This window comes from Burkholderia sp. AU27893, assembly GCF_002223205.1.
GTDB lineage: Bacteria > Pseudomonadota > Gammaproteobacteria > Burkholderiales > Burkholderiaceae > Burkholderia.
On the sequence record NZ_NKFD01000003.1, the window covers coordinates 163,084 to 189,544 of the forward strand.

Consider the following 26,461-nt stretch of genomic DNA (forward strand, 5'->3'; position numbering starts at 1 on the left):
GCCGGTTGCTTAAGAATCAGTGGGTTAGCGACGTTGGGCGAGCTGGCCCGGTCCTTGCTGTTAATGGTCGTTCCTTCAGGAGGCCGTTCATGAGCAATACGCATCTTCAGAGCGCCGGCGCGAAATTCCGCGCGGCAGTCGCGGCGGAGCAGCCGCTGCAGGTGGTCGGCGCGATCACCGCCTACGCAGCCAAGATGGCGCAGGCCGTCGGCTTCAAGGCCGTGTACCTGTCGGGTGGCGGCGTCGCCGCGAACTCGCTCGGCATCCCCGACCTCGGCATCAGCACGATGGAAGACGTGCTGATCGACGCGAACCGGATCACCAACGCGACCGACCTGCCGCTGCTGGTCGACATCGATACCGGCTGGGGCGGTGCGTTCAACATCGCGCGCACCGTGCGCTCGTTCATCAAGGCCGGCGTCGCGGCCGTGCATCTGGAAGACCAGGTCGGCCAGAAGCGTTGCGGCCACCGTCCGGGCAAGGAAGTCGTGCCGATCGAGGAAATGGTCGATCGCGTCAAGGCAGCGGTCGATGCGCGCACCGACGACCAGTTCGTGATCATGGCGCGCACCGACGCCGCCGCCGCCGAAGGGATCGACTCGGCGATCGAGCGCGCGGTGGCCTACGTCGAAGCCGGCGCGGACATGATTTTCCCGGAAGCGATGAAGACGCTCGACGACTACCGCCGCTTCAAGGCCGCCGTGAAGGTGCCGATCCTCGCGAACCTGACCGAATTCGGCTCGACGCCGCTGTTCACGGTCGACGAGCTGCGCGAGGCGAACGTCGATATCGCGCTGTACTGCTGCGGCGCGTATCGCGCGATGAACAAGGCCGCGCTGAACTTCTACGAGACGGTGCGCCGCGACGGTACGCAGAAGGAAGCCGTGCAGACGATGCAGACGCGTGCCGAGCTGTACGACTTCCTCGGTTATCACGAATACGAGCGCAAGCTCGACGAGCTGTTCGCGCAGGGCAAGAAGTAAGCGCCTGCGCGCCGGGACACGATTCCGGAGCGTTTTGCATGGGGCTGGACCAGGCGCTGAAGCGCCAGGTCCGGCCGACGGCTTTGCAGCGGTCGGGCCCGGCGCCGAGGCGCCGGTTGAACCGACCTCTGATACCCCCGATACACATTGGAGAGCAGAAACATGAGCGAGACGAAAGACGCAGCAGCACCGGCCGCCGCAGGCGCATTCAAGCCGAAGAAGTCGGTGGCGCTGTCGGGCGTGACGGCCGGCAACACGGCGCTGTGCACGGTCGGCAAGACCGGCAACGACCTGCACTATCGCGGCTACGACATTCTCGACGTCGCCGAGTCGTGCGAATTCGAGGAAATCGCCCACCTGCTCGTGCACGGCACGCTGCCGAACCTGACCGAACTGGCCGCGTACAAGACGAAGCTGCGCGCGCTGCGCGGCCTGCCGAACGCGCTGAAGGCGGCGCTCGAGCAGATCCCGGCGTCCGCGCACCCGATGGACGTGATGCGCACGGGCGTGTCGGTGCTCGGCACCGTGCTGCCGGAGAAGGACGACCACAACCTGCCGGGCGCGCGCGACATCGCCGACCGCCTGATGGCATCGCTCGGCTCGATGCTGCTGTACTGGTATCACTTCTCGCACAACGGCAAGCGCATCGAGACGGAAACCGACGACGACTCGATCGGCGGCCACTTCCTGCACCTGCTGCACGGCAAGACGCCGTCGAAGTCGTGGGTCGAGGCGATGCACACGTCGCTGATCCTGTACGCGGAGCACGAATTCAACGCGTCGACGTTCACCGGCCGCGTGATCGCGGGCACGGGCTCGGACATCTACTCGGCGATCACCGGCGCGATCGGCGCGCTGCGCGGCCCGAAGCATGGCGGCGCGAACGAAGTCGCGTACGAGATCCAGAGCCGCTACAGCTCGCCGGACGATGCCGAAGCCGACATCCGCCGCCGCGTCGAGAACAAGGAAGTCGTGATCGGCTTCGGCCACCCGGTCTACACGATCTCCGATCCGCGCAACAAGGTGATCAAGGGCGTCGCGCACAAGCTGTCGAAGGAAGCGGGCGACCTGAAGCTGTACAACATCGCCGAGCGCCTCGAATCGGTGATGTGGGAAGCGAAGAAGATGTTCCCGAACCTCGACTGGTTCAGCGCGGTGTCGTATCACATGATGGGCGTGCCGACCGCGATGTTCACGCCGCTGTTCGTGATCTCGCGCACGTCCGGCTGGAGCGCGCACATCATCGAGCAGCGCATCGACAACAAGATCATCCGCCCGAGCGCGAACTACACCGGTCCGGAAGACCTGCAGTTCGTGCCGATCGAAAAGCGCTGACATGCCCACCGCGCACACCGGCCTCCCGCGTGACGGGGGCCGGCGTGCGCCGGACGCCATACCCGAGTTCCCCACACCATGAATACCGCCAACCGCAAACCCCTGCCCGGCACGTCGCTGGACTATTTCGACGCGCGTGCCGCGGTCGAAGCGATCGCGCCCGGCGCCTATGACACGCTGCCGTACACGTCGCGCGTGCTCGCCGAAAACCTCGTGCGCCGCTGCGATCCGGCGATCCTTGCCGATTCGCTGAAGCAGATCATCGAGCGCAAGCGCGAACGTGATTTCCCGTGGTTCCCGGCGCGCGTCGTGTGCCACGACATCCTCGGGCAGACGGCGCTCGTCGATCTCGCCGGCCTGCGCGACGCGATCGCCGACGGTGGCGGCGACCCGGCCAAGGTGAACCCGGTCGTGCCCGTGCAGCTGATCGTCGACCACTCGCTCGCGGTCGAATGCGGCGGCTTCGATCCGGACGCGTTCGCGAAGAATCGCGCGATCGAGGATCGCCGCAACGAGGACCGCTTCCACTTCATCGAGTGGACGAAGAAGGCGTTCGAGAACGTCGACGTGATCCCGCCGGGCAACGGCATCATGCACCAGATCAACCTCGAGAAGATGTCGCCGGTGATCCAGGTGCAGGACGGCGTCGCGTACCCGGACACCTGCGTCGGCACCGACAGCCACACGCCGCACGTCGACGCGCTCGGCGTGATCGCGATCGGCGTCGGCGGCCTCGAAGCGGAGAACGTGATGCTCGGCCGCGCATCGTGGATGCGCCTGCCCGACATCGTCGGCGTCGAGCTGACCGGCAAGCGCCAGCCCGGCATCACCGCGACCGACGTCGTGCTCGCGCTGACCGAATTCCTGCGCAAGGAAAAGGTGGTCGGCGCGTACCTGGAATTCCGCGGTGAAGGCGCGGCGAGCCTCACGCTCGGCGATCGTGCGACGATCTCGAACATGGCGCCGGAATACGGCGCGACGGCCGCGATGTTCTTCATCGACGGCCAGACGACCGACTACCTGCGCCTCACCGGCCGCAGCGACGAGCAGGTGAAGCTCGTCGAGACCTACGCGAAGGCGGCCGGCCTGTGGGCCGATACGCTGAACAACGCGCAATACGAGCGCACGCTGACGTTCGACCTGTCGAGCGTCGTGCGCAACATGGCCGGCCCGTCGAACCCGCACAAGCGGCTGCCGACGTCCGATCTTGCCGCACGCGGGATCGCCGGCCAGTGGGAAGAGAAGGCGGGCGAGATGCCCGACGGCGCGGTGATCATCGCCGCGATCACGAGCTGCACGAACACCAGCAACCCGCGCAACGTGATCGCGGCGGCCCTGCTCGCCCGCAACGCGAATGCACGCGGCCTCACGCGCAAGCCGTGGGTGAAGAGCTCGCTTGCGCCCGGCTCGAAGGCGGTCGAGCTGTACCTGGAGGAAGCGAACCTGCTGCCCGAACTCGAGAAGCTCGGCTTCGGCATCGTCGCGTTCGCGTGCACGACCTGCAACGGGATGTCGGGCGCGCTCGACCCGAAGATCCAGCAGGAGATCGTCGATCGCGACCTGTACGCGACGGCCGTGCTGTCCGGCAACCGCAACTTCGACGGCCGCATCCACCCGTATGCGAAGCAGGCGTTCCTCGCCTCGCCGCCGCTGGTGGTCGCGTATGCGATCGCCGGCACCATCCGCTTCGACATCGAGAAGGATGTGCTCGGCCACGACCAGGACGGCCAGCCCGTCACGCTGAAGGACATCTGGCCGACCGACGAGGAGATCGATGCGATCGTCGCGTCGAGCGTGAAGCCCGAGCAGTTCCGCAAGGTCTACGAACCGATGTTCGCGCGTAGCGCGGATGCGGGCGAGCGCGCGGCGCCGCTGTACGAGTGGCGCGCACAGAGCACGTACATCCGCCGTCCGCCGTACTGGGAAGGGGCACTGGCCGGCGAACGCACGCTGCAGGGGATGCGCCCGCTCGCGGTGCTCGGCGACAACATCACGACCGACCACCTGTCGCCGTCGAACGCGATCCTGCTGGACAGCGCGGCCGGCGAATATCTCGCGAAGATGGGCCTGCCGGAAGAAGACTTCAACTCGTACGCGACGCACCGGGGCGATCACCTGACCGCGCAGCGTGCGACCTTCGCGAACCCGACGCTGGTCAACGAGATGGCGATCGTCGACGGCGCGGTGAAGAAGGGCTCGCTCGCGCGCGTCGAGCCGGAAGGCAAGGTCATGCGGATGTGGGAAGCGATCGAGACCTACATGAATCGCAAGCAGCCGCTGATCATCGTGGCCGGCGCCGACTACGGCCAGGGTTCGTCGCGCGACTGGGCCGCGAAGGGCGTGCGGCTCGCGGGCGTCGAGGCGATCGCCGCCGAAGGCTTCGAGCGGATCCACCGCACGAACCTGATCGGCATGGGCGTGCTGCCGCTCGAGTTCAAGCCGGGCACGAACCGGACGACGCTCGGCATCGACGGCACCGAGACCTTCGACGTGATCGGCGAGCGCACGCCGCGCGCCGACCTGACGCTCGTGATTCATCGCAAGAACGGCGAGCGCGTCGAGGTGCCGATGACGTGCCGGCTCGACACGGCCGAGGAAGTGTCGATCTACGAGGCGGGCGGCGTGCTGCAGCGCTTCGCGCAGGACTTCCTCGAATCGTCGCAGGCGGCTTGACCGGGTCACACAGGGATAACGCACACATGGCTCACACTCCTCAAATCAGGATTCCCGCGACCTACATTCGCGGCGGCACCAGCAAGGGCGTGTTCTTCCGGCTGCAGGACCTGCCGGACGCCGCGCAGGCGCCGGGCGCCGCGCGCGACGCGCTGCTGCTGCGCGTGATCGGCAGCCCCGATCCGTACGGCAAGCAGATCGATGGGATGGGCGGCGCGACGTCGTCCACCAGCAAGACGGTGATCGTGTCGAAGAGCGCGCGGCCCGGCCACGACGTCGACTACCTGTTCGGCCAGGTGTCGATCGACAAGGCGTTCGTCGACTGGACCGGCAACTGCGGCAACCTGTCGGCGGCGGTCGGCCCGTTCGCGATCAGCGGCGGGCTGGTCGATCCGGCGCGCGTGCCGCGCGACGGCGTCGCGACCGTACGGATCTGGCAGGCGAACATCGGCAAGACGATCGTCGCGCATGTGCCGGTGACGAACGGTGCGGTGCAGGAGACGGGCGACTTCGAGCTGGACGGCGTCACGTTCCCGGCGGCCGAAGTGCAGCTCGAGTTCATGGACCCGGCTGCCGAGGAAGAAGGCGCGGGCGGGTCGATGTTCCCGACCGGCAACCTGATCGACGATCTCGCGGTGCCGGGCGTCGGCACGCTGAAGGCGACGATGATCAACGCGGGGATCCCGACGATCTTCGTCGAGGCGGAAGCGATCGGCTACACGGGCACCGAGTTGCAGGACGCGATCAACGGCGATGCGAAGGCGCTCGAGAAGTTCGAGACGATTCGTGCGCACGGCGCGCTGCGCATGGGCCTGATCGACACGCTCGATGAAATCGCGACGCGGCAGCACACGCCGAAGATCGCGTTCGTCGCGAAGCCGGCCGACTACGTCGCATCGAGCGGCAAGCGCGTGAACGCGGGTGACGTCGACCTGCTGGTGCGCGCGATGTCGATGGGCAAGCTGCACCACGCGATGATGGGCACGGCGGCGGTCGCGATCGGCACGGCCGCGGCGATCCCCGGCACGCTCGTCAACCTGGCGGCGGGCGGCGGCGAACGCAACGCGGTGCGTTTCGGGCATCCGTCGGGCACGCTGCGCGTCGGCGCGGAAGCGCAGCTCGAGAACGGCGAGTGGACCGTCACCAAGGCGATCATGAGCCGCAGTGCGCGCGTGTTGATGGAAGGCTGGGTGAGGGTGCCTGGCGACGCGTTCTGAGCGTGGCCGGTTCCGGCAAGGCAGCCGCCCCAATCCCTGCGAAGCGGACCCCGCGACGCAGGGATTTTTCATTTGACGCGTTGACGCACGCGTGACAGGTGCGATCCGATGCGAGGCGTATGGCATCGGAGACCGTCGCAATACGCGACACGGACAGGAGAATCGCATGCCGCTCGATGCACCGCTTTCCGGCATCCACATCGTCGAATTCGAAGGTCTCGGCCCCGGCCCGCTTGCGGGCTGGATGCTCGCCGGGATGGGCGCGCGGATCACGCTGATCGCCCGCCCATCCGGCCGCACGAGCGCGCCGGACGCGTTGCAGGCCCGCGATGGCGACCTGCTGCGCGAAGGCAAGACGATCGTCGAACTCGACCTGAAGTTGCCGGCCGGCCGCGACGCCGCGCTCGACCTGATCGCGCAGGCCGATGCGCTGATCGAGGGGCTGCGGCCCGGCGTGATGGAACGGCTCGGCCTCGGGCCCGACGATTGCGCACGCCGTCATCCGACGCTCGTGTACGGGCGGATGACCGGCTGGGGCCAGCACGGCCCGCTCGCGGCCGCGGCCGGACACGACCTGAACTACGTCGCACTGACGGGGCTGCTCTCGCTGTCCGCGCCGCGCGACGGGCGGCCGGGGTTGCCGCCGACCGTCGTCGGCGATGCGGGCGGCGCGCTCGGGCTCGCGTTCGGGATCGTCTGCGCGCTGTTCGACGTGCGCGGTGGCGGGCCGGGGCGCGTGGTCGACGGCGCGATCGTCGACATCGTGTCGATGCTCGGCTCGCTCGTGCTGTGGGCGCGCGCGAACGGGCAACTCGACGGCGCGCAGCCGAGCCCCTTTCACGATGCGCCGTTCTACGACGTGTATCGCTGCGCGGATGGCGAATGCGTGACGATCGGCGCGCTCGAGCCGCCGTTCTATGCGCTGCTGGTCGAACGGCTCGGGCTGACCGACGTCGATCCGGCGTCGCAGTACGACCGCGCGCGCTGGCCCGCGCTGAAGGCGCGTTTTGCAGAGGTATTTGCGCAGCAGCCTTCCGCGCACTGGCGTGCGCTACTCGAAGGTACCGACGCGTGTTTCGCGCCGGTGCTGAATGTGGCCGACGCGGCTGCGCACCCGCACAACGCGGCGCGTGGGATCTATCGGACGGATGAGAACGGCAACGTGCGGGCGCGGGTGGCGCCGCGATTTTTGCCGCTGGCGGGGGACGGGGTGGAGTAGACGGACTGACACGTCGAGGTCGTTGAGCCAGTCTCGAAACGCACTTAAACGAAAGGCTCGCAGAATATTTGGTGCCAAATAGAGCACAATCGATTTCCTGTTGAAGAAGGAGTCGACATGCCTCATACCATCCTGGCCAACGTTGCGGCGAGCGTTTCGGAACTGAAACGGAACCCGATAGGCACGGTTGCGGCGGGAGAGGGTTTCCCGGTCGCGATCCTGAACCACAACGAACCTGCGTTCTACTGCATCCCGGCGAAGATGTGGGAGGCGATGGTCGAACGCTTTGAAGGTATCGAAGACAACGCGCTGGCCGACAAGCGCGCCAAGGAGAAGGTCGTCAAGGTCAAGCTGAATGACCTCTGAGCTCGCCTTTCTCGATCCTATGAAGTGCGCGATTCGGAAGTGCTCGTACTGGTCGTGGCGGTCGGTCGACGCGAGCGCGATGCGGTCTATCTTGCCGCGATGAAGCGTTAGATCCCGATGCGCCGCATGGGGAGCGGCCAGCTTGTCCGCATGTCTGACCGCTTGGCGCGGCTACGCGCTCATCGACTTCTGGAAGGACGGGCGATCCACCAAGTGCGGAGAACCGCTCACGCCGTTTCCTCCGGGGCATCCGGCATCTTGCCGTCGCCGACGCGGTTGATCGTGCCCTGCGCGATCGCGACGAGCCGCTCGTGATCGCCGTCGATGACGAACACATGACACTGGCAGGTTGCCTGATGCCGCCCCGCGTAGACGAGCTTCGCCCGGGCGACGAGCGTGCCGTTCACGGCCGGCCGCAGGTAATTGATCTTGTATTCCGCGGTGATCACGCGTGGGCCGAGCACGAGCGCGCCGGCGAACGTCAGCGCGTTGTCCGCGAGGTAGCTGATGACGCCGCCGTGCACGAAACCGTGCTGCTGCCGCAGTTCTTCGCGCACGGGCAGGCACAGCGACACTTCGTTGTCGCCGATATGCATCAGCTCCGTGCCCAGCAGCATGCTGAACGGTTGCGCGCGCAATGCGCCGCGCGCGTGGTCCGTGATGTCGGTCATCGACTTTCCTCGAAATGAGTGCCCGCTTGCGCTGAACTCTAGGAAGGGGGATGCCGATAAGCAAGGAAATTCGTCCGCGTTTCGTGCAATTTCCAGCGTGATGCGACGCGATTATTGCGTCGAATGTCGTGGATTTCCCTGTTTGCGGGTGATTCCGCTGGAATGCGCGGCCAACGTGAATTTCGTTGCCGTCCGCACCTAAAGTCGGACGAAGAAATGCCGCTAATGCCGGGGCATTGCCTCATCGTCCGCTTTCCAGGAATCTCCCCCATGTTCGGAAAAATCAAGCTCGCGTCGGGTCTGCTCGGCGTGTTGACCGTGTTTTGCGTCTTCCTGTTCGCGATCGAGGCGCTCGGCTTCTGGGCGCTCAAGTCGACGCGCAGCGGCGTCGACGATCTGTCGAACGTCGCGATCACGCAGGTCGAGGCGGCCAGCCAGGCGACCCAGCAGTTGCTCGACGCGCGCATCAACCTGTCACGCGCCGGCACGCGGATGGTGCGCGGCGGCCCGAAACCCGACGACATCATCCGCCATGCCGGCGCGTCGCTCGCGGAAGCCGACAAGGCGTTTGCCGCGCTGACGGCCGCGCAGCCGGTCGACGATGCCAACCGCGCGCGCGTCGCGGCGCTCACCGAGCGCTATCGCGCGCTGCGCGGCGCGCTCGGCGAACTCGTGCAGTTCCTCGACGCCGACAACATCCAGGCTTTCCTCGACCAGCCGACGCAGAGCATCCAGGATGCCTATATCGCCGAGTTGCGCCGCTTCACCGACTACGGCGGCGCATCGAGCCGCACGGCGCTCGACACGATCGACGGCGGCATGCTCTGGTTCAAGTCGGTCGGCATCGTGCTGCTGGTGGCGATGCTCGTGGCGAGCGCGGCGATCTACGCGGCCGCGCGGCGCGCGGTCGTCGCGCCGCTGGAAGAAGCCGGCCGCCATTTCGAGCGGATCGCGCAGGGCCGGCTCGATGAAGTCGTGCGGGCAGGCGGCGTGTTCGAGATCGACCGGATGCTGCGCGGCCTCGCCACGATGCAGACGAGTATCGCGGGCACCGTGCGTACGGTGCGCCAGGCGTCGGATGCGATCCACCTCGGCGCTGGAGAGATCGCGGGCGGCAATGCCGACCTGTCGGCGCGCACCGGCACGCAGGCCGCGTCGCTCGAGGAAACGGCCGCGAGCATGGAGGAACTGACGGCGACCGTCCGGCAGAACACCGACAGCGCGCGTGCGGCGAGCGCGCTGGCCGACGCGGCGCTCGAGGCGACGAGCCACGGCGGCGGCGTGGTCGACAGCGTGATCGATCGGATGCGCGGCATCGCGCAAAGCTCGGGGCGGATCGCGGAGATCATCTCGGTGATCGACGGCATCGCGTTCCAGACCAACATCCTCGCGCTGAACGCGGCCGTGGAAGCCGCCCGCGCGGGCGAACAGGGACGCGGCTTCGCGGTCGTCGCGGGTGAGGTGCGCTCGCTCGCGCAGCGCAGCGCGCAATCGGCGAAGGAGATCAAGGCGCTGATCGAGGATTCGGTTTCGCAGATCAACGGCGGCGCGGAGCTCGTCGAGCGCGCCGGCGACGCGATGCGGACGGTGTCGGCGTCGATCACGCGCGTCGTGCAGACGATGTCCGAGATCACGGCGGCGTCGGTCGAGCAGAGCGTCGGGATCGAGCAGGTGAACCAGGCCGTCACGCAGATGGATCAGCTCACGCAGCAGAACGCGGCGCTGGTGGAGGAGGTCGCGGCGGCGGCCGCGTCGCTGAACGACCAGACCGCGCACCTGATGCAGGCGGTGTCGGTGTTCGAACTGGGCGACGGCCGCGCCGCACGCGGCGAGCGCGCGGCGCCGTCGTTCGACGACGCGGGTTACGCGCCGGCCGGCAGCGCCGCGTAGGCGGTCTCGAGGTGGTAGGGCGTCGTCGACGGCATGTCGGCGCGCGCTACCCGCCCGTCCGCCGTCTTGCACTCGAACCAGCCGCGCGGATGCAGGAAGCGCGCGGCGAAGCGTTCGATCTGCCGCGCGAGCGGCGCGGAGGCCGGCGTGCCGCCGTGCGTCGCGAGCGCGCGCAGGTACTCGGTCTGCGCCCAGATCCGCTGCGTGCCGTCGATGCACGCGCCTTGCGCGTCGAGCGCCGCGCAGACGCCGCCCGTCTGCGGATCGACGCCGTATTGCTCCGCGAACACGAATGCGCGCGCCAGCGCGCCGGGGAGCCCGGTCTGCGCGAGCCGCGCGCCGGCCGCATCGACCAGATAGAACCACTCGAACTGATGGCCGGGCTCGAACCGGTTGTCGGCTGCGCCGAGCGGCAGCTCGGCCACGCAGCCGGTCGCCGCATCGACGAACGTGCGCTCGACGGCTTGCGCGGTGCGCGCGAGCGCGTCGTCGAACGCCGTGTCGCCGAACGCAGCCGCCGCCGCGAGCCACGCTTCGGTCAGGTGCATCAGCGGATTCTGCAGCGCCCCGCTGCCGGATGACGAGAAATCGGCGTGGCGTGCCGCGTCGAGCAGCGCGTCGCCGCGGTGCGGCGCGAAGCGGTCCTGAATCAGCGCGGCGGTCTCTTCGGCTGTCTTGCGCGCGGCGGCGTCGCCCGACGCCGCGTACCACGCGGCGCACGCGAACACGATGAAGGCGTGCGTGTAGAGATCCTTGGTCGTGTCGAGCGGGGCGCCCTGCGCGTCCACGCTGTAGTGCCAGCCGCCGTGGCGCGGGTCGCGAAAGTGGCGGCCGAGCGCGTCGAACAGCGTGGCCGCGTGCGCGGTGTCGCCGGCCTGTGCGAACACGAACAGTTGCCGTGCGCAGGCCATCGCGCGATAACGGGTCACGGGCAGCGGCGCGTGGGTGGTCGGATCGACGGCTTCGAACGGCAACTGTAATGTCTGGTCGAACCCTGAACCCCGCCAGATCGGCAAGACGACGTGCGCGAAATGGTGGCGCAGCTGGGCGGCCTGGGCGGAAGCGGAGTCGGAAACGGACATGACGGGGTTGAGCGCTGGGTTCGAAACGTGTCGGCGCGGCCCGGAGGATCGGCGCGGCCGGGGCCAAGGATAAAACATTCCGCACCGCCGGCACCAAAAAAGGAGATAAATCGCATGCTGAGCAACCTGGAACTCGTGATGCGGCTCGTCCTCGCGGCGGCGCTGGGCAGTGTCATCGGCTTCGAGCGCGAGCGTCTGTCGTGGGCGGCAGGCCTGCGGACGCATATGCTCGTCTGTGTCGGTTCGACGCTGATCATGATCGTGTCGGCGTTCGGGTTCGCCGACGTACTCGGCAGCAGCGAGCACATCGTGCTCGATCCGTCGCGGATCGCCGCGCAGGTCGTGTCGGGCATCGGCTTCCTCGGCGCGGGCTCGATCCTGCTGCGCGGCGAGATCGTGCGCGGGCTGACGACCGCCGCGAGCCTGTGGTCGGTCGCCGCGATCGGCCTCGCGGTGGGCGGCGGGCTCTACGTCGCGTCGATTTCGGCGACGATCGTCATCCTGATCATCCTGGCCGGCATCAAGCCGCTGGAGCGGCGCTACTTCACGGCTCGCCAGCGGCGCCAGCTCGCGCTGACGGTCGTGGGCGGCACGCTGAACTTCGATTCGCTGCACGCGGCGCTGGGTCCGGACAGTGCGCGGGTGAAGCAGTTCATCGTGCAGCGTGCCGACGACACAGGCGAGCACGACGAGGTGCGCATCGCGCTCGCGCGGGTGTCGGAACTCGAATACAGGGCGATCTGCGACAAGCTGCGCGCGCTGAAGGGCGTCACGCGTTTCGAAGAGGGCAACGGCTTGTCGGGCGACGAATAGGCGGAATCGGCGACGGGGCGTGCGACAATGGCCGACCACCGATTCCGTTCGACATCCGGTTCCGCGCTTGTGGGCCTGGCCATCCGATTTTCCTTGATCTCCGCCAAATACGAGTCGAAATTGTCGTGATTTTCAAGGGTTTGCGGAGAATTGCTTTTCGACCCTTCAATCGCGAGAGGCTTTGCTTCAAGTCAGTCGATCCATCTGGGGATGGCCGGAAAGAGGTGAGGGTGGGGCACCGATACGATTCGTCGGGCGTGGGCGACCTTGCGCCAGTCGAGCGCTGTTTGTGGGGCGCTATCATCTCGCCACTTCAAAGACTGGGGTCCGTCCGCATCCAGGTTGCAAGCAATCGCGGGAGATGGGGCGGCGCCGGCACTTTGTCGGCACCTTTCACAAGATCATTCATTCTCAGCCCGATTGTCGTGGCTGGCGTGGCCGCTGCTTCAATCGCTTTGAGGGTTTCATGTCGATCGAGTGCGACTTCCCATTTTGTCGTCGCAAGCATGCACTTGGGAAGTTGTGCGGTCATTTTTTCTTTGGTAATGCGTATCTATTGCTGAATTCGGCGACGTCTTTATATCCATGCCTGGATGCAAGAAAATGCTTAATTCTTGCCTCGGCATCTCGATGTTTGATCGTCCGAAATGAGTGGGTTTCGACGGCGCAACCATAAAAGAACGACATTCAATGGAATCATCGTCTGTCATTTTCGAGTAGAGCGCTTTACTTCGACGTGAGTGGGTTGCCTGCCCGCTTGCGGCGAACTTAAGGTAAGCTGGCGGAGCATGACCGTGCTTGCCGAAAGGCACAGCATGACTGTCGATGTGCTGGATGACGGGCGCCGCCCCAAAGTGGGGCGATTATTCCGAACAGCGTGTGCGGTATGCCCCTTTAAGAGGGAAAGCCGTTCTTCCGCGCCACATTCACAACCCACTATTGCGACACATGTCTTGTCCTTACTCGATTACGGTTCGCGGCGCGTTGAATTCGGCAGGAGCCGAAGTCGTTCGATCCATGCAATTGCCGTCGGGCATAACCCTGTCAGAATGGACAGGTCGCAATACGTTGACCGAATATAAAAGCTCGGCGGAGAACGTGCTGAGTATCTATTTGTCGGGCGGCGAAAATTGTGCACAGGTCGACGGAAGGCAGGTCGTTCGCCGGGGATTCAAAAGTGCAGTCTGTCTGTTTCCGGTTGGTGAAGGCGAATCGCAGTGGCAAATCACCGAGCGCCTCAATTTTCTGCATATCTATTTCGACATGCGCAACTTCGAGCCCAGCCTGCTTCGGGCCTTGCGCCAGCCACCGGAGGCCTACCGGTTCCGCGAGGTCTTCCAGGAAGCCTCCCCCGTCATCAGTGCGGCGGCGCACAGCATTGCGCAGTCCGACTGGAACGACGAGACGCTGTCGCTCGGCATCGATAGCCTGATGAGCTGGATTCTGCTCAACGCGATCCGCGGTTACGCCGAGGCCGATCTGGAGCCCGTGGATACGCGGGGGTGCCTGTCGACGAAGCAGGCCGACATGATCCGCGAGTATTGCAACGCCAATCTCGGCGAGATGGTGCGGCTCGAACATCTGGCGGATCTCGTGAGTCTCAGCCGCTACCACTTTCTGCGTAAATTCAAGAACACGTTCGAACAGTCTCCGCACGCGTTTTTGACCGGATTGAGGATGGCCCGGGCACACGACCTGCTGAGACACACCGACCAGAAGATCATGAGCATCGCACTCGAGTGCGGCTATGCGCAGCACAGCCGGTTCTCGACCGCATTCAAGCGACATTACGGCTATTCTCCCGGCGCGGTGCGCGGAAAGTGATATCGCTCAAGTCAGGGGCCGTTTTGCGCGTCGCGGATCAAGCCGGCCAAGTCGGCTGATCTCAACTTGCGATGCGAGAGGGCGGGGACGCGAAGTTCCTGTGCGAGATTGCGCACCTGCTGCTTGTGGGCAGCCTTGAGGTTGTCGTGAAACGCGATCGCATCGACACCGCCCTTGATCGACCGGGCGCACGCAATCAGGTCCTTCAATCGTTCCGGCGAGTCGTAGTCGTGCGCGACCAGCCAGTGATTGGGAAGCACGTGGGACAGCGCGAGTCCTTGCGTGTCGCCGTAATCGCGCAGCAACTGCGTGAATCCGGGCTCGAAATGGGTTCCGCCGATACAGAGCAGCGAGATCGCCGGTTGAGCCGCGTGTTCCCCCGCCGCCAGCAGTGCACGCACTAGCACGTCGGCGGCATCCGGGTTTGTCCACGCGTCCGCCTTGCTGCCGATTTCCAGATCGATGACCGATGGCGTCACCGCGGAGACGAGGCTGCCGGGCTGGGCGCCGTAGAGCGGGCCGGACCAGTGCGTGGCTTCCATCCACGTCGAATACGAATCCAGGCCCGCTTTCCGACGCTCGTGTTCGACCGCCAGAAACAGGCTGCGCGTGATGGCGGGATCGACCGGACTGAACGTGCCGCTTTCCATGTCGCCGGTCGTCTGGATCGTGAAAATGCGGTCGGGCGCATTTTTCCCTTCATGCCAGTTGACGATAACGATCGCGTCGGCGTCGCCGAAGGCCTCGTTCAGCCGTGGCGCGTAGCGTCGGTAGTCGTGGCTGAGCACCTGGTCGAGCTGCAGCAGGTCGTAGCGCACGCCGCCGGATTGCGCGCGCAGTACCGGATGTCCGTCCAGGGTGCCTTCGGCTTGCCAGTCGATGCCGGAGGCGAGGAGCCGGGCCAGCACGTGCGCCGACACCGGATCCTTGTCGAGATCGGTGCAGAAAGCCAGAACGATGTGCTTCACGGGTGAGTTTTCCTGAAGTGGATCATGGCGAACGTTCAGAACAGCAGAAACGCGATCGAAGAGGCGGACAGCAGGGCCAGTGTTCGTTGGAGTGCCCTGCCGCGCAGGACTTGCGCCATCACGAGGCCGAATACGGCCCAGATCGAGTTGCACGGGAAGAAAATGATCCCGAGCGTGAGCGACAGGAGCGTTGCGTCGACGTACAGGTTGCTGGTCAAGGGCAGGAACGTTGACGTCGCGCTGGCGCCGAGCAGCCAGATTTTCGGATTCAGAATCTGGAGCAGCGCGGCCTCACCGAACGTGATGGGATGCTCGATCGAGAGATTCCCGGCATGCGTCGGCTGCGACGTGTACAGCTTGTAGGCCAGGTACAGGATGTACGCGGTGCCCACCACCTTCAGCGCCGGGTGCAGCAACGGGTATCGGCTCAGCACGCTGGACAGCCCGAGCGCGATGACCATGAACAGGACGAATACGCCAACCGAAATGCCGGTTAGCGACGGCAGCGTGCGTCGATACCCGAACTGCGCGCAGTTGGCGGTCGTCATCAGGTTGTTCGGCCCCGGAGAGATGATCAGCGGGATCGAGAACAGTCCGATCTGGAGCAACTTGGCGACAAGCGCGGCGTCGACGTTCATCTAGCCTCTCACCTTGTCGCGATTCGCGCCTGCCGCTGTGCGCCGTCGGCGAATTGCGCCGAGGTGATGGGCAAGCTCGACGAGCGGGCCGCGGTCGCGCATGCGGTAGGTCGAGCCGACGTCCGGTTGCGGTTCGCTGTGCCACGTCGCGAGATCGGCGTTCTGCTTCAAGCGGGCAACGAGACTGTCCACTGCGGCTCGTTCGGCGCGCGAATAGAGCGTTTCCGAATTGTCGCCGTCGGAGAACCGGACTGGATGACGGCTGATGATGGCGCCCGTATCGAGGCCGGCGGACACGCGATGAATCGTCGTGCTCAGCTTGTCGAATTCGCCGTGATGCAGTGCGAAGAAGAAGCAGTGATTGCCCCGGTAGTACGGCAGGTGACCGCCGTGGATGTTGATGATGCGCCCGGGCGGTACGAGCGACAGCAACGCCTCGCCGATCTTCTTGGTGCCCATCACGATATAGACGTCGGACACGTCCTCGCGCAGTGCGTCGAGCACGCTCGTGTCGTTGATCCACGACGTTTCCAGATATTGAACACCGGCGTGACGTCGAAGTGCGTCCCAGGTCCGCAGTTCGTCGTCGCGAAGAAAATAGCGGCGGCGGTACGCGTCGTATCCTGATAGTCTGCGTCGCCATTCGTGATAGCGAGTCCACAGATACGCACGATAGTTGCCGTTGCGAAACAAGCGAGATGCCTGTTCGCGCCCGGGTTCGACGATGACGCGAACGCGTCCGAACGCGGTAACAAGCTCCGCGGCGAGATAGAGATGATGCGGACCGTCCGAACAGAGCAACGTGACGTTGGTCATGCGAGCATACTCATGAAGCGGCGATCGAGCGCCTGTTGTGTCGCAGCGGTGCGGGACTCGCAGGATCGCTGGCGCCGGCGCTGATCCAGCAGGCGCGTGGCGAGTACTGCTACCGCCGTGTGCGTGTTCCGCGTCGATGGCCCACCGCCGCCGTCGAGCGCGTCGAACACGTTTGCACTTTCCAGCCGGGCATGAACGCGGTCGAGCATCGCTGCCGCCGTGGCGTCGAGCGAATCCGACGTGGCGCCGGGCGCGCCGGACAGTGCGCGTCCGACTGCCGCATGGGCATCCCTGAATGATGCCGCGCGTTGCTGCACGAGCGATTCCGCGACGAGCGTCGCGCCTGCATTCCCGATTTCGATCGCGCGGCGTGCGGCGTCGGCGTCGAACCGGATCTCGTTCATCGCATAGACGAGCACCTTCAGCATGTCGATGACGAGACCGCTCATCTCGGCGACCGTTTCGACCGCGGTGCGGCTGGCCTGATACGAGTTGCCGGTCGGCAGATGCGATAGCGACGACAGTGCCGCGGCGCAATGTCCGACGATGCGGTCGTGACCGAGACGCAGCCATTCGAGCAAGTACGGGTTGCGTTTCTGCGGCATGTTGGACGAGCCGCCGTACATGCCGTCCGGCAATGTGACGAGCCCGATTTCGCGCATCGACCAGAGCTGCAGGTCGGTCGCGATACGGTTCAGATTGCCGCTCAGCTCCGCCAGCAGGCACACGCAGCGCAGTGCCGGATTCTTGTCGGTGATCGCGCTCAGCGAATTGAGCGGGCCTGCCGAAAAACCCAGCAGGGTCGCCGTGCATTGCGGGTCGGTGGCGAACGTCGTGCCCGCGCCGGCGCATGCGCCGAGCGGGGAAACCGTGAGGCCGTCGCGCAGCGAGGAGAGCGCGTCAAGCGTGCCGAGCAGTATTTCGCACTGCGCGACGAGGTAATGCCCTGCCGATCCGGGCATCGCGGTCTGGTACTGGCTATAGATCGGCAGCAGGATGTCGGCCGAATCGGCGGCGCGTCGCATGAGCGCCGTGCCGAGATCGACGGCCTGGCCCGTGACGTGCGATAGCGCCTGGCGAATGGTCAGCAGAAGGTGCGTGCCGTTGATGTCGTTGCGTGAGCGCGCCGCCTGAATCATGCCGCCGGTGTCCCGTCCGCAGCGGCTGATCACATACTGTTCGTAATCGAAGTAGTCGCCGCGTCCGGAAACGTGTTCGAGCAACAGCGCCGGATTCGCTTCGAGTGCCATGACCGCATCGCGCAGCGAGTCGAACTGCTCGGCGTTCAGGATCGATCGTTCGCGCAACATGATCAGATGGGCTTTTTCGATCGCGAGAAGATGGGTCTTGAGCTTGCCGAAGCACGCGGGCGTACGTTCGTAGACGATGTCGTGAATCGTGTCGCGGTTCGGCACCGCCCGATCCGGTTCGTCGTAAAGCACGCGTGAACGCCTCCGGAGCGACAGCGCCTGCCGGAGCACCGAAGCAGCGCTTCGGCCGAACGCAATGACGTAACCGGCGCGATCGGAGAAGTCGAACTTGCCGGCGTTGACGCCTGCTTCGCGAAACAGGCCGGCGTCGGCGCAGTCGTCCGGAAAATCGATGCCGACATAGCGGCGCCCGACCTCCGGCACGACGAACGCGACCGCGCTATGCAACGCGGGCGTCGGCACGACGAACTGGCTGCGGCGCGCAAGATGGCTGCGCACGTACAGATCCGCGATCGACCATCCGTATGCACGCTCCATCAAGCGGGGAATCATCCCGCCGGCAAGGCGCGCGTTGATTTCGATGACGGTGATCGTGCCGTCGTGAACTTTCAGTTCCGTGTGCGCGGGACCGAATGCATAGCCGACCGCATCGAGTGCGCGACGTACCGTATCGACGATGCGGGCATGGGTGGCTGCATCGAGATCCGCCGGCAGGACGTGCGCGAGTTCGAGAAAATGCGGCGGCTTGGTCACGAACTTGCGCGTGACCGCAAGCACATGATGGCCGTCTGCATCGCTGAACGATTCGACCGAGAACTCCGTTCCCGGAATGAAGCGCTGGCAGATGAGCGCGCCATCGGACGCATCCGGAAAATCCGGCGCGTGTTCGACGAGGCGCACGCCGATGCTGCCCGTGCCTTGCCTCGGCTTCACGATGACCGGATAGGTCAGATTGTGCGCCGCCTCCGCGGAATCGATCGCAGCGGTATACGGGTACGGGACGCCGTGGTCGCGCAACACGTCCTGCAGTCGCAGCTTGTCTCGACACAGCGCGACCGTGGCGCCCGGATTGCCGGGCAAGCCGAGCCGCTCGGACAATCGTGCCGCGTTCTCGATGAATGCATCGCTCGTCGATACGACGTAACGTACGTTGTCGATTTCACCGGCGACACGCTCGAGTGCATCGACCGATTGCGTGTCGCAATCGATCACGCGAACGCCGGGCGGCAACCGATCGATAAACGCGTAGCGCGCACGGTCGCGCACGAGGAAGCAGGTTTCATCGTAGTGCAACGACGCGTCGAGCAGCATCTGCCCGAACCCCGTGGTGTTCGATTCGATGTAGATGATCGCCATGATTCACTGAAACCTGTGGATGTCCGAGCGATTCCAGTTCATCCACGCCCATTCCGTCTCCACATCGTAAGCCGTCGGGTGCCCGATCTCGATCGGACGAAGTCGATCGTATGCGGGACTGTCGGGATGCGCGGTGAAGGTCGAGCCGACGTAGCGTGAACCGTCGTCCGGGCTCAGGAAGACGATCGGCGTATCCGGACATCTGTCGCGCACGGATCGGACGACCGCGTAGGCGGCGCCGGTGGTCGGCCCGCGGAAATGTCCGGTGGACGCATAGAGCTTGCGCGTGAAATGATCGGCAAGCTCCGCGCTGACCCAATGTACTTCGTCGAACAACGCATGCTTCAGGTTTCCGGGCATGATCGTGTTGCCGAGACCACGCAGTTTGCGCGGGCCGTCGACCTGGCCGAACAGGACGCTGTTGAAGGTGTCGACGCCGACGAGCGTGCAGTCGGCGCCTGCCGCGCGCAGCGATGTCGCCATGCCGCAGCTCGAGCCGCCGGAGCCGACCGGCGCGACGAGAATCAGGCGGGGGCCGATCCGGTCCAGCAGCTCGTGGGCGATGTTGGCGTAAGCGAGCGCGTTGTTCTCGTTGTCGTACTGGCGGCACCAGAACGCCCCTTGCTCGGCATCGAGAATTTCGTGCAGTCGATCGAGTCGCGCCTTCTGGTACCCCTGGCTACCCTTTTTATCCGTGACGATTTCCACCCGACCGCCCAGCATTTCGAGCTGGCGCTTGAATGTCGGATCGATCACGGGATCGCCGATCGCCACGAAGGGGTGGTTCAAGCGGTTGCACACGATGGCCATCCCGAGCGCGAAGTTGCCGCTCGATGTTTCCACGACCGTTCCGCCCGGCTGCAGTTCGCCGCGGGCGCGTGCCGTGCTGATGATGTAGTTGGCAGGCACGATTTTCATCGCCTTGAACGACACCATGTGCAGCGAACGCTCGATTGGAAACAGCACTGCGTCCTGCATCGCGTCGAGCGACGATTCGTATTGAAGCATGTACGTTTCCTATACCGTTGTGTATTGAGTGGATTCGATTCGAAGTGCGTGCAGTCGCTTCCGTGCATAAGCGGCCGCGTCGGCCGTATCGGCTGCGTTTGCGTCGTAGAGCAAGCCGACACACGTTCCCGAATGCGTCGCGGCGAGGCCGAGCGCGCCGGTCTCGGCGCGCAGCTTGCGCAGGACAGGGATGTGCGGGTGAGGATTGAATGCCTGTGACAGCTCGCAGCTTCGCGTCGCGATCTCGCCGAGCGCGTGCAGATCCGAGGTACGGATCGCTGTTTTCATGCGCGCCAGCATGCTGCGGTATTCGTCACGCACTTCCGCGGGCGGATCGCGTTTCTTCCGGTTGAATTCGATCGTGTCGCATTCTCCGCCGCGATCCGCGCTGACGATCATGAGGGCAGGCGTCTTGCCAAGCTGCTCGTCGAGTTTTACCTCGCGGTGGTAGAACGAGACGATGCCGTCATACATCACGCCGTCCGTCGGTTCGATGAAACGGAGGATCGATTCGATCGTCTCGGGCGTCGGCGTCCGGCCATATGCCGACGCAGCGGCACGGATCGACGCGACCATATCCGCCGACGAGCTCGCCAGTCCCTTGCCGACGGCGAACATCGACTTGAAATGCAGCATGCCGCCCGGCGGCAAGTCGTGAAGCCGCAGGTAGTCCTGAACCGCGCGACACGCCTTGGTCTTGAACCCGACATCGACCGCGACATGATCCGAATGCGTGATCTCGAATTCGACAATGCTCTTCAGGTTGACCGGCAACGTGACCAGGAAGTGCCGGTCGTCCGGCAGCACGCCTTGCATCAGCTCGCCGAAGGTCCCGTGGCATTCGCCTTTGGGAAACGGTGACAGGTGTCCGTCGTTTCGTAGCGCGTCAGCTTGCTCTGAGAGAACGGCCATTTCTCCCCCTCGAAATGAAAAAAATTTTGAGTGTCGAGCTGGAAGCATAGCGACGGCAGCTCCCCATCTTCTTTGCAAAAATTGCTCACTAGTATCGAAATATTGCTCCGGAACAGGGGGGCGGGGAGGGTGCCGACGGCTTGGAAAGTAGCCTCGATTCGATCGGCCGGCCCCGCTCGCAACGTGGTGAAAAAGGCCGCCGGATTGTTGTCGCGAAAGGGTTTGCGGCTGCGTGAACGGCGCGGTATTCGGGCTCGCCGATCGGCGTGCCATTGCGTGGCGATGCGTGTCGAGTCGCGCGATCGCGCGATGGCCCGGCACTTTACGTGCGCGGTGGGGCCGGGATAGAGTATTTCCACGACGATGAGGATGTGCCGGGCAGGGAAACGCGGACCAACAGAATTGGAACCGACGTTCCCTCCTGGAGCCTGTTCCGCAGAACACGGCATCACGTGCCGCCGAAAAATCAATCGCGGCTTCTCCGAATTAAATGGAATCGATGGAATTCGAACGCTCGGTTCGAAAGCCGCTCCATTGATTTGTCATCCTTATCAAGTTTGAAAATCAATCAGACTATCCGGGAAACGTGAAATGGAAACGATGTTCGCTGGCCGGTTCATGACGTTCGACGGGCGGGACGTGAGCAGGAACATGACGCTGCGCGACGCCGTCGAATGCGTGCGCGATCGGGAAGTCGCCGCGGCACTGCTTGACGTGGTTGCGCCCGCCGACATCGATACGTGGTGGAACGATCGCGGCTTTCCCGATATGCGCGGCCACCAGTACCATCGCGCCCTGAATGCGACGGGCATCACGCTCGGCCAGTTGCAACGTTCAGGATCCGAAGCGCTGGTCAGCAATATTGCCGAGTATTTCGGGCACGCCGGCGTGGCGAATCTTCACATGCGCGAGACGCATTTCATTCAGCTGTTCATCAAGGAGTTGGGTGCGGAAACCCTGCGATTCGGCAACTGGAGTCAGTTCATGCTGGCCACGAAGCGTGAATATCCTCCCTTCGAAGGGGATCCGTTCAGCTTTGCGCCGCATTGCGATTGCATCGACTTCGGGCGCGAGGTGGAGCGTTGGCCATTTCGACTCAATCTCGAGCAGCTGGGTGCATTCATCACGATCCAGAAGGCCGAGAACGAAGCGGGCTTCGTTCTGTGGAACATCCGCCCGGAATCGCGTCGTCAGCTCGACCAGTGGGCCGAGGAGTATGCGCAGCACAAGACGCTGGGCGTGCTCGAGGGCGTCGATGCGCTGACCGTGCGGCCGAAGAGTGGCCAGCTCTGCGTCTTCAACAGCCGCAATCTGCATGCGGTCGAGCGATGCTCGTCGCTGCGTCGCACGATCGGTACGTTCCTGGTGTATCACGAGGCAGGCTGGAAATTGCTGCACTAGTCAGGCCGACGCGCATCGTGTTCAGCCGATGGTCGTACGAGGCATCCCATTTCATTCGCAAACCCAGCATATGTACGAATCGTTCGTGACGGCGTCTGACGGAAAGCGGCTGCGAGTATTTCGCGGGGATTGGCGTGAAGCGAAACCGTTCTTGACGCTGATACTACCGTTCGGGCTTCGCCTCGATGCGGCCGGAACACTGTGCGCGATGCTGTCGGGCGAATTCAACGTGGTGACCTGGCAAGGTCGCTCGCTATGCGACCAGCCGCCCGCCGCGCACGAAAGCGGGATGACACCCGAAGTCCATGTTCAGGACATGTGCTCGGTGCTGGACGCGTTGGGCGTACGCAAGACGGATGTGGTCGGATTCTGTTCGGGTGCCGGCATCGCACTCGTCGCTGCGCGCATCGAAGGGCATCGAATCGATCGTCTCGCGCTGGTTTGCGGAGAGTACATGCTGAGTCCCGCGGTCTGCCCTCAATCGAATTTTCAGCGGGAAGTGGACAGTCTGCTGCCGTTGGCGGCGGAAAGCCTGAACTATGCGGCCGCGTTGTGCGAGAAGCTCACGGCGAGCCGGGTAGGGGTTCCCGCCAAGACCGAGTTCGATGAAGAAGTTCTCGTGCCGTTTTCATCGGCCGCTCGCCTGCATCGCCACGGGCTGAACTACCTGTCGTATCGCGGCACCGACTTCATGACGCTCGCCGGCGAAGTCCCGCACCGCACGCGCGTGATTTCGACCGATGGCGACGAGCAGGTCTGCCCTGCCAGCTCGCGGGTCATTGCCGCGCTGTTGCGCAATGCCGAGCGACATGTCGTGGTGCCGGGAGACCACTACGAAATTCTGCGCGAAAAGAACGCCGTCAACGATTCGATCATCGAGTTCTTCGGTCGCCGGGAGGCCGTATGACGGCATGCACCGTGGTTCGCGTCGGGCCGTCTTGCCGCCCGGAGACGAGCGTCTGCCTTGTGTCGACCTGGAGCCGGCGATGAGCATACTCGAGCGATTCGGACAGGTGGTCCGGCTTCATGCGACGCACACGGCGCTTGCCGCGCGAAGCGCGCGTTACACCTACGATCAGCTTGACGCGCTGTCCGATCGGTTGGCGGCCTGTCTCGACGGATTCGACGTGGCCGCCGGTTCGCCGGTCGTGCTGCTTCTGCCGCGCTCGCCCGGTGCGGTGATCGCGATGATCGGGGTGTTGAAGATCGGCGCCTATTACGTTCCGGTCGATCCGGCCGGTCCGACCGCGATAGTGAACGAGCATCTGCGGGAGCTCGGCGCGCGCGTCGTACTGACCTTGCCCGAATACGCCGCGCATCTGCAGCTCGATCCGGATCTCGAAGGCATCGTGCTCGTCGAGGTCGGTCGGGACGGGGTGTTGTGGACCCGGCATGACGTTCTCGACAGGCGTGCATGTTCGCGGGCGGTGGCGCCGGATTCGCCCGCCTACGCAATGTTTACCTCCGGCAGCACGGGCAGGCCGAAGGGCGTGCTCGTGCCGCATCAGGCGATCCGGCGGCTGGTCGTCGAGACGAACTACATCGAGCTGAATGCGCAAGATCGTGTGCTGCAAATGGCGCCGATTACGTTCGATGCGTCGACTTTCGAAATATGGGGCGCGTTGCTCAACGGTGCGACCTTGGTGGTCGAGGAATCGCCGGTGCTGGATCTGAATGCCATGGGCTGTCTCGTACGCGAAGAACAGGTCACGGTCATGTGGTTGACGGCTGCACTTTTCCATCTCGTGGTTCGCAACCGCCTCCCGTTGATGGCGGGGCTTCGCGTGCTGCTGGCGGGCGGCGACGTGCTTCAGCCGGAGTCAGTCAGAACCGTGCTTTCCGCGTTCCCGTCGCTCACCGTGATCAATGGGTACGGGCCGACCGAAAACACGACCTTTACCTGCTGTCATGCGATGACGGCGGCTACGCCACCGGGCGCAACGGTACCCATCGGCAAGCCGATCACGGGTACCACCGTACGCGTACTCGACGAGAACGGGCGGCCGGTACGCCGAGGCGAGGCGGGCGTGCTGTATGCGGGCGGGATCGGCCTCGCGCTCGGCTATCTGAACGATCCGGAACGGACCCGTGCCGCTTTCGTCGACGATCCCGACGGTCAGGATCGGAAACTGTATCGGACGGGTGATCTCGTGCGCGAACGTGACGACGGTACCTACGAATTCATCGGTCGTCTCGACAGGCAGGTGAAGATCCGCGGGTATCGCGTCTCGGTGGAACAGGTGCAGCAGGTGCTCGCGATGGCCGACGGTGTCGAGGACGCGATCGTCGAGGTCGGCCAGGACGAGCTGGGGGAGAAGCGGCTCGTCGCATTCGTACAGTCGCCCGGGGATCCTGCCAAGGTCCGGGCGGCGGTCCGACAGTACCTTCGGCAGCGTCTGGCGGGTTACATGATCCCCGACGTGATTGAAGTGCAAGCGGCGCTGCCGTTGACTGCCAACGGCAAGGTCAACAGGAAGCGTCTGATGAGTTCGCGGGAGACCCGCAACACTGGAGAGGAGCATGAGCGAATCGCTGCAGTTCAAGGAGCCCATTCGGAAACGGCTGGCGGGGTTGTTGAAGGATCGTGAGGTCGGCGACGACGACGATTTTTTTGATCTCGGCGCAAGTTCGCTGTCGATCGTCGAACTGCAAGTCAAGATCGAAGCGGATCTGGGGGTGACCGTACCCACGGCCAAGCTGATGCTGACGCCGACGCTGGCCGGCTGGGCCGAGCTTTATCGCGCGGCGGCCGTCGCTGCGACGGCCGTCGAGAAATAGCACGAAGTGACTCAATCAAGAGGACCGACATGACGCAGTTTTCATTGACTCCGGACGAACTCGCTCAATTCCGCGCACAGGGCTTCTTCGGGCCGTTTCGCGTGTACTCGCCCGAGGAGGCGCGCAAACGCTACAGGGCAATCCGGGCCGAGCTGTTCGACAGGGAATACGCGATTTACGACCTGCCGGCAACCAGCCCCATCGCCAATTACGATCGTCACCTGGACGTGAACCTGCTCAGCGAGCATATCGGCAAGCGTGAGATCGTCGATCGCGTGGCGGGCATGCTGGGCCCGGACCTGCTGTGCTGGCGATCGGAGATGTTTCCGAAGTATCCGGGCGACGAGGGTACGGACTGGCATCAGGCCGACACGTTCGCGCATGCGTCGGGCGAACCGCAGATCGTCTGGCCCGGGGACAGCCGGTTCGGCGGTGCCATTACCGCATGGACGGCATTTACCGACGCGACCGAGGAGAACGGTTGCCTTCGCTTCATCCCCGGCACGCACGAGGAGATGTTCTACGACGAGTCGAAGAAGATGGCCTACGACTCGTCGAAGATCAATAACCAGGAAAAGGACGGGATCAAGCGCGGCTTTTTCGGTTACGACTACCGCACCCTTCAGAAGGATCCGTCGTGGAAGCCGGACGAATCGCAGGCGGTGTCGATCAAGATGCAGGCAGGCGAGTGCGTGATCTTCTGGTCCACGTTGATGCATTCGTCGTTTCCAAATTCGACGACCGACACGACGCGACTTGGATACGCGAGCCGTTACGTTCCGACCGGTGTGAAGGTGTATCCGAATACGGATGTCGTTGAGGAGTACGGCAGTTCCATCTCGCTCGACAAATACGGCGTGGTCCTGGTGTCGGGGGAGGACCACTACGGGCATAACAAGCGTGTCCATAACAATGCGAGAGGGCAGGTGTTCGCCTTCGAGGGTCGCGGCTGACGGCCCGGCACGGGAAATATCCGGAGCGCCGCATCCTGCGGGATGGCAAGGACGGCGGCGTTCCGATCAATGCGACGGAGTGGACATGCAGACAACCAGGGCACTCGTGAAGCGCCTTTTTTCCGAATCGCTCGGTATCGAGCACATCGCTTCCGATGCGGATTTCTTTGTGCTGGGAGGCGGATCGCTGGCAGCGGCGGTGCTGGTGACGAAGGTCGAGCAGGCATGCGGCATCGAAGTATCGCTGCTGGACTTCATGAACCATTCGACGATCGATGGCTTCGCCGGTATCGTCGAACAGCGCCTGAGCAGCGTCGCATGAGCCACGCTACCTGCTCGCCGGCCCT

At 64.5% G+C, this 26,461-nt stretch carries 23 protein-coding genes and 1 pseudogene; 16 read left to right on the forward strand and 8 right to left on the reverse strand.

Annotated elements, in window-relative coordinates:
* Nucleotides 1-89 precede the first annotated feature (89 nt).
* From prpB to CFB47_RS42135, 7 genes and pseudogenes are all read left to right on the forward strand, one after another.
* Complete coding sequence (gene prpB, locus CFB47_RS18835) at nt 90-983, forward strand: methylisocitrate lyase (RefSeq protein ID WP_039349639.1); 894 nt, start codon at nt 90-92, stop codon at nt 981-983.
* Nucleotides 984-1,145: 162 nt separating this feature from the next.
* Nucleotides 1,146-2,318 carry a 2-methylcitrate synthase gene (gene prpC / locus CFB47_RS18840; protein WP_031400290.1) on the forward strand — a complete coding sequence of 391 codons (1,173 nt, stop codon included), beginning with the start codon at nt 1,146-1,148 and terminating at the stop codon, nt 2,316-2,318.
* A gap of 78 nt (nt 2,319-2,396) precedes the next feature.
* Nucleotides 2,397-4,991, forward strand: coding sequence for a Fe/S-dependent 2-methylisocitrate dehydratase AcnD (gene acnD / locus CFB47_RS18845; RefSeq protein WP_089461929.1), 2,595 nt, complete (start codon nt 2,397-2,399; stop codon nt 4,989-4,991).
* A 26-nt stretch (nt 4,992-5,017) separates the two neighbouring features.
* Complete coding sequence (gene prpF, locus CFB47_RS18850; RefSeq protein ID WP_089441419.1) at nt 5,018-6,208, forward strand: 2-methylaconitate cis-trans isomerase PrpF; 1,191 nt, start codon at nt 5,018-5,020, stop codon at nt 6,206-6,208.
* A 166-nt stretch (nt 6,209-6,374) separates the two neighbouring features.
* The gene (locus CFB47_RS18855) at nt 6,375-7,427 is read left to right on the forward strand and encodes a CaiB/BaiF CoA-transferase family protein (protein WP_089461930.1); all 1,053 of its coding nucleotides are present in this window, start codon (nt 6,375-6,377) and stop codon (nt 7,425-7,427) included.
* Nucleotides 7,428-7,544: 117 nt separating this feature from the next.
* Nucleotides 7,545-7,793, forward strand: a complete 249-nt coding sequence (locus CFB47_RS18860) for a type II toxin-antitoxin system Phd/YefM family antitoxin (protein ID WP_089461931.1) — start codon at nt 7,545-7,547, stop codon at nt 7,791-7,793.
* An 18-nt stretch (nt 7,794-7,811) separates the two neighbouring features.
* Nucleotides 7,812-7,904: pseudogene (locus CFB47_RS42135) on the forward strand (addiction module antitoxin); the annotation flags it as partial.
* A gap of 116 nt (nt 7,905-8,020) precedes the next feature.
* Here the strand turns inward: CFB47_RS42135 and CFB47_RS18870 are convergent.
* Complete coding sequence (locus tag CFB47_RS18870; RefSeq protein WP_011353771.1) at nt 8,021-8,464, reverse strand: PaaI family thioesterase; 444 nt, start codon at nt 8,462-8,464, stop codon at nt 8,021-8,023.
* Between the two features lie 270 nt (nt 8,465-8,734).
* Here CFB47_RS18870 and CFB47_RS18875 point away from each other — a divergent pair, with 270 nt between their 5' ends.
* Nucleotides 8,735-10,354 (forward strand): methyl-accepting chemotaxis protein, encoded by a 1,620-nt coding sequence (locus CFB47_RS18875; protein ID WP_089441422.1) that lies wholly within the window; start codon nt 8,735-8,737, stop codon nt 10,352-10,354.
* On the opposite strand, the gene CFB47_RS18880 is transcribed toward CFB47_RS18875, so the two are convergent.
* Nucleotides 10,327-11,436 carry an AGE family epimerase/isomerase gene (locus CFB47_RS18880; RefSeq protein ID WP_089461932.1) on the reverse strand — a complete coding sequence of 370 codons (1,110 nt, stop codon included), beginning with the start codon at nt 11,434-11,436 and terminating at the stop codon, nt 10,327-10,329. The genes CFB47_RS18875 and CFB47_RS18880 overlap by 28 nt on opposite strands.
* Before the next feature lie 114 nt (nt 11,437-11,550).
* Between CFB47_RS18880 and CFB47_RS18885 the strand changes: the two genes are divergently transcribed.
* Together CFB47_RS18885 and CFB47_RS18890 are read left to right on the forward strand one after the other, a co-directional pair.
* Nucleotides 11,551-12,249, forward strand: coding sequence for an MgtC/SapB family protein (locus tag CFB47_RS18885; protein ID WP_089461933.1), 699 nt, complete (start codon nt 11,551-11,553; stop codon nt 12,247-12,249).
* A gap of 1,017 nt (nt 12,250-13,266) precedes the next feature.
* Nucleotides 13,267-14,073 (forward strand): helix-turn-helix transcriptional regulator, encoded by an 807-nt coding sequence (locus CFB47_RS18890; protein ID WP_242808562.1) that lies wholly within the window; start codon nt 13,267-13,269, stop codon nt 14,071-14,073.
* Nucleotides 14,074-14,084: 11 nt separating this feature from the next.
* On the opposite strand, the gene CFB47_RS18895 is transcribed toward CFB47_RS18890, so the two are convergent.
* From CFB47_RS18895 to CFB47_RS18920, 6 genes are all read right to left on the reverse strand, one after another.
* Nucleotides 14,085-15,041 carry a D-aminoacyl-tRNA deacylase gene (locus CFB47_RS18895; RefSeq protein WP_089461934.1) on the reverse strand — a complete coding sequence of 319 codons (957 nt, stop codon included), beginning with the start codon at nt 15,039-15,041 and terminating at the stop codon, nt 14,085-14,087.
* Between the two features lie 35 nt (nt 15,042-15,076).
* Entirely contained in the window at nt 15,077-15,679 is a 603-nt protein-coding gene (locus tag CFB47_RS18900; protein WP_089461935.1) for a LysE family translocator, read from the reverse strand.
* A complete protein-coding gene (locus CFB47_RS18905) occupies nt 15,680-16,495 on the reverse strand; it encodes a formyl transferase (protein WP_089459172.1) in 816 nt (271 codons plus the stop codon).
* Nucleotides 16,492-19,062: a lyase family protein gene (locus CFB47_RS18910; protein ID WP_089461936.1), complete on the reverse strand. Its 2,571-nt coding sequence runs from the start codon at nt 19,060-19,062 to the stop codon at nt 16,492-16,494. The genes CFB47_RS18905 and CFB47_RS18910 overlap by 4 nt, the downstream gene beginning before the upstream one ends.
* A 3-nt stretch (nt 19,063-19,065) precedes the next feature.
* Nucleotides 19,066-19,998, reverse strand: coding sequence for a PLP-dependent cysteine synthase family protein (locus CFB47_RS18915; RefSeq protein WP_373453148.1), 933 nt, complete (start codon nt 19,996-19,998; stop codon nt 19,066-19,068).
* Nucleotides 19,999-20,079: 81 nt separating this feature from the next.
* Nucleotides 20,080-21,030: a GHMP kinase gene (locus tag CFB47_RS18920; protein ID WP_256946710.1), complete on the reverse strand. Its 951-nt coding sequence runs from the start codon at nt 21,028-21,030 to the stop codon at nt 20,080-20,082.
* A 543-nt stretch (nt 21,031-21,573) separates the two neighbouring features.
* On the opposite strand from CFB47_RS18920, the gene CFB47_RS18925 reads away from it, so the two are divergent.
* From CFB47_RS18925 to CFB47_RS18950, 6 genes are all read left to right on the forward strand, one after another.
* On the forward strand, nt 21,574-22,383 hold the full coding sequence (locus CFB47_RS18925; protein WP_089428860.1) for a hypothetical protein: 810 nt from the start codon (nt 21,574-21,576) through the stop codon (nt 22,381-22,383).
* Nucleotides 22,384-22,453: 70 nt separating this feature from the next.
* Entirely contained in the window at nt 22,454-23,290 is an 837-nt protein-coding gene (locus CFB47_RS18930; protein ID WP_089461938.1) for an alpha/beta fold hydrolase, read from the forward strand.
* Between the two features lie 79 nt (nt 23,291-23,369).
* The gene (locus CFB47_RS18935; RefSeq protein WP_089459169.1) at nt 23,370-24,971 is read left to right on the forward strand and encodes an amino acid adenylation domain-containing protein; all 1,602 of its coding nucleotides are present in this window, start codon (nt 23,370-23,372) and stop codon (nt 24,969-24,971) included.
* Nucleotides 24,904-25,161, forward strand: coding sequence for an acyl carrier protein (locus CFB47_RS18940; RefSeq protein WP_089428863.1), 258 nt, complete (start codon nt 24,904-24,906; stop codon nt 25,159-25,161). Before CFB47_RS18935 ends, CFB47_RS18940 begins: the two co-directional genes overlap by 68 nt.
* 29 nt (nt 25,162-25,190) lie before the next feature.
* Nucleotides 25,191-26,114 carry a chlorinating enzyme gene (locus CFB47_RS18945; RefSeq protein WP_089428864.1) on the forward strand — a complete coding sequence of 308 codons (924 nt, stop codon included), beginning with the start codon at nt 25,191-25,193 and terminating at the stop codon, nt 26,112-26,114.
* A gap of 85 nt (nt 26,115-26,199) precedes the next feature.
* Nucleotides 26,200-26,436: a phosphopantetheine-binding protein gene (locus tag CFB47_RS18950; protein ID WP_089428865.1), complete on the forward strand. Its 237-nt coding sequence runs from the start codon at nt 26,200-26,202 to the stop codon at nt 26,434-26,436.
* The last annotated feature ends 25 nt before the right edge of the window (nt 26,437-26,461 follow it).

Bases quoted from the DNA above. Each gene is read 5' to 3' on its own strand.
- CFB47_RS18940 (WP_089428863.1), top strand. From the start codon at position 24,904: ATGAGCGAATCGCTGCAGTTCAAGGAGCCCATTCGGAAACGGCTGGCG.
- CFB47_RS18900 (WP_089461935.1), bottom strand. From the start codon at position 15,679: ATGAACGTCGACGCCGCGCTTGTCGCCAAGTTGCTCCAGATCGGACTG.
- CFB47_RS18910 (WP_089461936.1), bottom strand. From the start codon at position 19,062: ATGGCGATCATCTACATCGAATCGAACACCACGGGGTTCGGGCAGATG.
- CFB47_RS18890 (WP_242808562.1), top strand. From the start codon at position 13,267: ATGCAATTGCCGTCGGGCATAACCCTGTCAGAATGGACAGGTCGCAAT.
- prpB (WP_039349639.1), top strand. From the start codon at position 90: ATGAGCAATACGCATCTTCAGAGCGCCGGCGCGAAATTCCGCGCGGCA.
- CFB47_RS18885 (WP_089461933.1), top strand. From the start codon at position 11,551: ATGCTGAGCAACCTGGAACTCGTGATGCGGCTCGTCCTCGCGGCGGCG.
- CFB47_RS18920 (WP_256946710.1), bottom strand. From the start codon at position 21,030: ATGCTTCCAGCTCGACACTCAAAATTTTTTTCATTTCGAGGGGGAGAA.
- CFB47_RS18855 (WP_089461930.1), top strand. From the start codon at position 6,375: ATGCCGCTCGATGCACCGCTTTCCGGCATCCACATCGTCGAATTCGAA.
- prpF (WP_089441419.1), top strand. From the start codon at position 5,018: ATGGCTCACACTCCTCAAATCAGGATTCCCGCGACCTACATTCGCGGC.
- prpC (WP_031400290.1), top strand. From the start codon at position 1,146: ATGAGCGAGACGAAAGACGCAGCAGCACCGGCCGCCGCAGGCGCATTC.
- CFB47_RS18870 (WP_011353771.1), bottom strand. From the start codon at position 8,464: ATGACCGACATCACGGACCACGCGCGCGGCGCATTGCGCGCGCAACCG.
- CFB47_RS18930 (WP_089461938.1), top strand. From the start codon at position 22,454: ATGTACGAATCGTTCGTGACGGCGTCTGACGGAAAGCGGCTGCGAGTA.
- CFB47_RS18915 (WP_373453148.1), bottom strand. From the start codon at position 19,998: ATGGTGTCGTTCAAGGCGATGAAAATCGTGCCTGCCAACTACATCATC.
- CFB47_RS18945 (WP_089428864.1), top strand. From the start codon at position 25,191: ATGACGCAGTTTTCATTGACTCCGGACGAACTCGCTCAATTCCGCGCA.
- CFB47_RS18860 (WP_089461931.1), top strand. From the start codon at position 7,545: ATGCCTCATACCATCCTGGCCAACGTTGCGGCGAGCGTTTCGGAACTG.
- CFB47_RS18875 (WP_089441422.1), top strand. From the start codon at position 8,735: ATGTTCGGAAAAATCAAGCTCGCGTCGGGTCTGCTCGGCGTGTTGACC.
- CFB47_RS18950 (WP_089428865.1), top strand. From the start codon at position 26,200: ATGCAGACAACCAGGGCACTCGTGAAGCGCCTTTTTTCCGAATCGCTC.
- CFB47_RS18905 (WP_089459172.1), bottom strand. From the start codon at position 16,495: ATGACCAACGTCACGTTGCTCTGTTCGGACGGTCCGCATCATCTCTAT.
- acnD (WP_089461929.1), top strand. From the start codon at position 2,397: ATGAATACCGCCAACCGCAAACCCCTGCCCGGCACGTCGCTGGACTAT.
- CFB47_RS18935 (WP_089459169.1), top strand. From the start codon at position 23,370: ATGAGCATACTCGAGCGATTCGGACAGGTGGTCCGGCTTCATGCGACG.
- CFB47_RS18925 (WP_089428860.1), top strand. From the start codon at position 21,574: ATGGAAACGATGTTCGCTGGCCGGTTCATGACGTTCGACGGGCGGGAC.
- CFB47_RS18880 (WP_089461932.1), bottom strand. From the start codon at position 11,436: ATGTCCGTTTCCGACTCCGCTTCCGCCCAGGCCGCCCAGCTGCGCCAC.